At 44.9% G+C, this 5,674-nt stretch carries 7 protein-coding genes; all 7 read right to left on the reverse strand.

What is annotated here, in order from left to right; all coding sequences use genetic code 11:
• A partial coding sequence (locus IQ224_RS21065; protein WP_194033459.1) for a DUF2887 domain-containing protein occupies positions 1-151 on the reverse strand: 151 nt, incomplete at its 3' end.
• A 151-nt stretch (positions 152-302) separates the two neighbouring features.
• On the reverse strand, positions 303-1,133 hold the full coding sequence (gene dapB / locus IQ224_RS21070) for a 4-hydroxy-tetrahydrodipicolinate reductase (protein ID WP_194033460.1): 831 nt from the start codon (positions 1,131-1,133) through the stop codon (positions 303-305).
• Between the two features lie 144 nt (positions 1,134-1,277).
• Positions 1,278-2,231: an asparaginase gene (locus IQ224_RS21075; protein WP_002742578.1), complete on the reverse strand. Its 954-nt coding sequence runs from the start codon at positions 2,229-2,231 to the stop codon at positions 1,278-1,280.
• A 22-nt stretch (positions 2,232-2,253) separates the two neighbouring features.
• Positions 2,254-2,757, reverse strand: coding sequence for a CGLD27 family protein (locus tag IQ224_RS21080; RefSeq protein WP_002742579.1), 504 nt, complete (start codon positions 2,755-2,757; stop codon positions 2,254-2,256).
• Between the two features lie 5 nt (positions 2,758-2,762).
• Positions 2,763-3,167, reverse strand: a complete 405-nt coding sequence (gene rsfS, locus IQ224_RS21085; protein WP_002742580.1) for a ribosome silencing factor — start codon at positions 3,165-3,167, stop codon at positions 2,763-2,765.
• 55 nt (positions 3,168-3,222) lie between these two features.
• Positions 3,223-3,819, reverse strand: a complete 597-nt coding sequence (gene yqeK / locus IQ224_RS21090; protein WP_002742582.1) for a bis(5'-nucleosyl)-tetraphosphatase (symmetrical) YqeK — start codon at positions 3,817-3,819, stop codon at positions 3,223-3,225.
• 80 nt (positions 3,820-3,899) lie between these two features.
• Positions 3,900-5,468, reverse strand: a complete 1,569-nt coding sequence (locus tag IQ224_RS21095; protein WP_002742583.1) for a YcjF family protein — start codon at positions 5,466-5,468, stop codon at positions 3,900-3,902.
• Positions 5,469-5,674 lie beyond the last annotated feature (206 nt).

A 5,674-nucleotide genomic window follows, 5' to 3' on the forward strand; every position in this document is an offset into this window, starting at 1 on the left:
GAAAAACCCCATCTAAACGAAAAGCTAGTTGTTTAACTTCTAGGGAGGAAAATTGATAATGATTGACTGTTTCTGGGGGAAGATTGAGCAAATCAAAGAAACTTTCGGGAAAAGTCTGAAAGAGACGATAGAAAATACTGTCCGTTTTCACTCAATTTTGTCCCTCAATGACTTGTGGTACTTGTTCAATCTCTAAGTCTAAAGTTTGGGTATAGGAAAGCCAGCAGATAGCATTTTTAGGGCAATTTGTCGAGATTTCTCTTCTTTGCCCTTTTCCTCTCCTTCCTCTCAAATATCTCGATTTAGAGGATTTTTTCTAAACCGTAAATGAGGGATTGCAGCTGAGTAACTTTGCGGATAGAGAGGAGAACCCCCGGCATATAACAGGAGCGATCGCTGGTATCATGACGAAGGGTATAGATTTCTCCGGGGGAACCGAAAATGACTTCTTGGTGGGCAATTAAACCGGGTAAACGGACGCTATGAATACGGATGTTCTCGGCAGTTAAACCGCCTCTAGCGCCGGGGATGGTTTCTTTTTCGGAAACTTGAGCAGGATTAAAGATTTTACCCAATTCTGCCAGTAATTCGGCGGTTTTAATCGCTGTGCCACTGGGTGCGTCTGCTTTTTGATTGTGATGCAGTTCGATAATTTCTACATGATCAAAGTAGCGAGATGCTTGCACGGCAGCCTGTTCTAGTAAAACCATGCCAATGGAAAAATTGGGGATAACTAAACAGCCGGTGCTGGCTTTTTCGGCAAATTCGGCTAAATCTTGCAGTTGTGCCGCCGATAATCCCGTAGTTCCCACCACCGGACGCACTCCATAGGCGATCGCACTGCGGGTATTGTCATAAACACCGTCGGGATGGGTAAAATCCACCATCACCCCCTGCACTTTTTCCTGAGTTGCCAGGACTAAAACACTCTGTAAATCGTCGAGAATCGGCACTTCTAGGGGTTCACAACCGGCCACTTCTCCCACATCCTGACCTCGAAAAGCTGGATTTCGATCCACTGCACCCACTAGGATCATATCGTCGGCACGAGCAACGGCTTTAATGACTTCCCGTCCCATTTTGCCGGCTGCACCGTTGACAACCACGGGAATCGGGTTTCTATTTTCGATCATAGTTAATTATTCTCCTTATGTATGGCGATTATAGATTGTAAATGGGTAATAACGTTTTTTAGGGAAAAAAATCAAGATATAAATACTGCCCTAACACACCAAAAAGAAAAGTTTTTGATGTGTTACCCTTGGTCAACCCACTACTTATAATAAAGCCATTTCTCCTACCACTTCCAAGCGGGTATAACTGCCGATTTTGAGGAATTTTTCCGAGAGAGATTCGGCCACATTGGGAGTAATCCAGCCTAACTGTTTGAGAATTTGCAAAGCGGCGGCATATTTAGCCCGTTTGGAACCATCTAAAGCTTTTATTGCTAATCCTAAACCTTCACCGACGCGCCCAATACATTGAATCCCTTCAGCCCCGGCTTTACTGACGATTTCCCCTTGGCTAACCTGCATTAATTCCGTATCAAAAGCCCCTTCTGCTGCTACCATGCGGGGATGATAGGTCATCGCCCGGACGATTCTTTCTAAGTCTAAACGGTTGCCAGAGGCTAACTGGGCGTAGAGATGGGCCATTTGCCCCAACTGCATTGAATAGGTGGGCGCACCGCAGTCATCATGGGCGCTGATTAATTCATCTCCTGGCATCCCCAATAATTCGGCAATTTTGCTTAAAATTAGCTTCTGTATCTGACTAGAACGCCGCAGATAGCTATTTAACGGCCAGCCACGCTGTTGACACACCGCTAACATCCCGGCGTGTTTACCAGAACAATTGTACTGGAGACGACTGGGTTTACCGGACGGGAGGGGACATTGCAGAGCGTTGGGATCGATATCGGCACGCCAGAGAATATTAAAGACTTGACGGGCGTGTTCCACTGTGCCTTGGTGAGAACTACAGATAATGGCTAGATCCTTATCGTTGAGATCGTAGCGTTCGAGGGTGCCGGTACTGATGACAGCCAGTGCTTGAAAAGGTTTTAGGGCCGAACGAATAAAGGCGCTAGTTTCAGCGCTGCCCGCGGTGGATAATACCCGGCCGCGGTCATCGCAAATAGCGGCCTCGACATGATGGACCGATTCAATAATACCTTCCCGGAGGAGATGAATTTCTAAGCGGTGGGTTGGTGAACGTTTTACCCTATTCATTCAGATTGGTGATTGGTTGCGGTTAGTGAGTGAAAAATAGCCAGAAAAGACCACTGATAGCGATAATTGCCCCTAGAATCAGGGCGGTTTTTTGTAAACGCTGGAGAATGGGCTGGATTTGATAGGAGACGATTAAACGATCGCGGGTTAAAATAGCGGCGGTTTTTGTCCAGATTTGGCCATCATACCAGCCCGACTCTTCATAAAATACTTTCTCTGATTGCAAGCGGTCATAGACGTAGATCCAGCCTAAATACAAGCGCAATAACACCAATCCTACCAAAATTGTCGAGCCAAAAATCCCCGCGCAGAAGAAGAGAAAAGGGGCTTTTTTGAGGGGAAAACTAGCGGCGGCAATCGGTCCGACAATTAACCATGTCCACAACCATAACCAGAGAAATTTTTTTGTATAAGAGGCTACATCTAGCGTTGCCCAACGGAAAAACCAAGATTCTTTTAATTGTTCGTACTCGTTAACCGGCTGCTGTTCTTCCGGGACGGGACAGAAATCAAGGGAGGATTTCATGGATTCTACTCCTCCAAATGGTCGCTAGGTAGAGGAATCCGTTGGGCATGACCCCAAAATGCTTCTAAATTATAAAATTCCCGCTCTTTTGGTAAAAAGATATGAACAATGATATCGCCATAATCCATCAGGATCCAGCTACCTTCGCTTTTTCCTTCCACTTGTCGGGGGGATTGTTGCCATTCTAGTTCCATAGCAGCTTCGATCGCATCCTCGATCGCTCGCACTTGAGTGGTAGAATAGCCGGTAATAATCAGAAAATAATCGGTTAAATAACAGATATCGGCGACTTTCAGGATGGCAATGTCCCCTGCTTTCTTGTCCTCGGCAGCGGTAACAATTGTCTCTAGAAATTGTTCGGTCTTGAGATTTTCGGCGACGGGGGTAATAATTCCAGTGGGATTGGTCATTCAGTTTGTGGTCATCCTTTGGCTAAGGTGGTTGTAAGCGAGTCTTGAGATTATGTTAATCAATGGGTTTAGTTTTTGTTGGTTGTTCTTTAACAATTTGTAACGCCCAGTTGCGGGTTAGCACGGTGCGGGGATGAATGGGACAATGGCTACTTAAAAGATATTTTAGGGAATAATCGCAGGTTTGTTGAACGCTTTTATGGAGATTTTGATAGCTGAGTTGTCGTAGGGCGTTTAATTCGGGTGTATCGCCGCGATTGGGTTCCAAGGCATCGGCAATAAAGACTATACAGCTAAGATCGCTCATATTGGGTTTACCGAGGGTATGATTGCGAATCGCTTCGAGAATTTCCTCATCGGTAACGTTAAATTCTTTTTGGGCGACAACTGCACTTACATCGGCGTGGAGTAAGTGGGGATGGGATGCACAGATATTATCCACGTCTATTCCCGCCGATTCCGCCATTTTTAGCAGTTTTTTGGGCTTGAAAAATTTAGCTAGATCGTGTAGTAATCCCGCTTGCCCTGCTTGGACGGGATCGAGATCGTGATGACGAGCTAAACCAATACACATGGTCTCCACACCGAGAATATGTCGCAGACGGTGTTCGTTGACGTTTTCTTTTAACCAGTCGATAACTTGCTGTCGCATCTTTTTTTTGCCCTTGCGGAACCCCAAAACGATTGTAACAATTACTATACAATTTTGCCTATCACTCCTGGGTTCGATCTTTACCAATCATCCTCGCGACTAGCTTCTAAAACTTCTTCTTGCTGCCAATCATCCTGAAAAGGTTGTACCACTTTACCGATCGCATCGGCCACAAAAGACTTAATAAATTCCTCCTTGCGACTGAGTTGAAATTGTCTTTGTACCACTTCCGTCATGCCACCGTCACCCCAGTCTTGATCCTGACGGAAATATTCAATAAAACTTTTGCCAGCAATGCGGGTTAAATAGGCGGCACTGACTCCTTGAATTGCCTTACCGACTATATAGGTAGTAAAATTTAATTGTAGGATTCTGGCTAATAATTCTACTGCTCCTTTCACCACTCCCAAACTAACTAGAGTTTTACCCAAAGATACAGCCAATTCCTTGCCTCGATCGCTGTTAATTTCACAGCCATAAACTTGACCAATTTCCCTGACCATTTGAGCATTAACCGCCGCCGTTGCTAACAGATCGAACACCGGTAAGGGAGTCACCGCAATCACTCCCGCACCGATCCACTGATAGCGATCAATAATTTTATCAGCTTGGCGACGACGTTGGCGATCGATAATTTTCCTAGCTTCTTCCCCCAATCTTTGGGATTGTAAGAGGATATTATCCGCCACTAAATCCTCTCCTTCGGCCCGTAAAACTGAAGCTAAACGTTTAATTAAAGCTAAAATATCTGGTTCGGGTGTGATGATTTGTCCACCGGTTAACTGTACTGGTTGGGGATTAGCGGTAACAGCAATAATATCGGCGGAAAGGATCACTCCTTTTAGCCGTTCTCGTAATTGTTTTAAAATCATTTCTCGATCTTCATCGCTATAGAGATCGATTTTATTAAAGACTAAGAGAGAGCGTTTACCAATATCAATTAAACCCAATAAAGGGCCGTATTCCGATTGTCGAATATCGTTATCAATGACAAATAAAAGTAAATCTGCTTCCGTGGCTAATTGTCGCGCTAACTGTTCCCTTTGACCTCCGGCTGCACCAATTTCGAGAATGCCGGGGGTATCGGTAATTTGAATTTCCCGATTCACACCTTTCATTTTTAAACTATAGGTTTCCCCTTTTTCCGTGGTTCCCATGGTTGCCTCCACATTGCCCACCATTTGACCGATGAGGGCGTTAATTAGGGAGGTTTTTCCCGCCGATCCTGTGCCGAAAACAATGATTTTAACTTCTTTTCTGGCTAAACTTCGCTCAATTTCTTGGGAACGATTAATAAAAACCTGTTGAGTTACTTTATCTTGAATTTGCTCCACTTGTTGCCGGATAGCTTTTAAGGTTTCCCCGGCGGCCTCGGTTTTTTCTACTGGTAATTTTAGGGGTGGACGGGAGGAAGAACGCAACCCGCGGCGACTTTTTTGCTGCTGGGGCAGCAGATAAAAGTAGTACAAAAGAATGTAGATCAGCAAGCCCAGCAGTCCGATAATCAGTAAAAGCAGAATATTGGCTAGTAGGGGAGCGAGAAAAACGATATCTCTGTAAAGACGATAGATAGAGTTGACTAACCACAACATTAATCCGAAAATAAAGCTCAGACCAATGATTAAAGCGGCAAGACGGGGTAATTTCATCAGCTTTAACGGTAGGGGATTCCTTGATCTTGATCTTAGTTCTTTGCCGGCCGATTGTCGGGAACTATAATAGACTGTTATCTATGAAGTAGGGAGACACAATTATTTATAGGAGCAGTAGCGTAACCCATGCGGGCGTTGGGTTTCATGCTTCAACCCAACCTACGTCCTCCACCTACCTACTCCCTATCTACCCACTTCATAAT

Source organism: Microcystis sp. LEGE 00066, assembly GCF_015207925.1.
Classification (GTDB): domain Bacteria; phylum Cyanobacteriota; class Cyanobacteriia; order Cyanobacteriales; family Microcystaceae; genus Microcystis; species Microcystis ichthyoblabe_A.

Bases quoted from the DNA above. Each gene is read 5' to 3' on its own strand.
- dapB (WP_194033460.1), bottom strand. From the start codon at position 1,133: ATGATCGAAAATAGAAACCCGATTCCCGTGGTTGTCAACGGTGCAGCC.
- IQ224_RS21075 (WP_002742578.1), bottom strand. From the start codon at position 2,231: ATGAATAGGGTAAAACGTTCACCAACCCACCGCTTAGAAATTCATCTC.
- IQ224_RS21080 (WP_002742579.1), bottom strand. From the start codon at position 2,757: ATGAAATCCTCCCTTGATTTCTGTCCCGTCCCGGAAGAACAGCAGCCG.
- rsfS (WP_002742580.1), bottom strand. From the start codon at position 3,167: ATGACCAATCCCACTGGAATTATTACCCCCGTCGCCGAAAATCTCAAG.
- yqeK (WP_002742582.1), bottom strand. From the start codon at position 3,819: ATGCGACAGCAAGTTATCGACTGGTTAAAAGAAAACGTCAACGAACAC.
- IQ224_RS21095 (WP_002742583.1), bottom strand. From the start codon at position 5,468: ATGAAATTACCCCGTCTTGCCGCTTTAATCATTGGTCTGAGCTTTATT.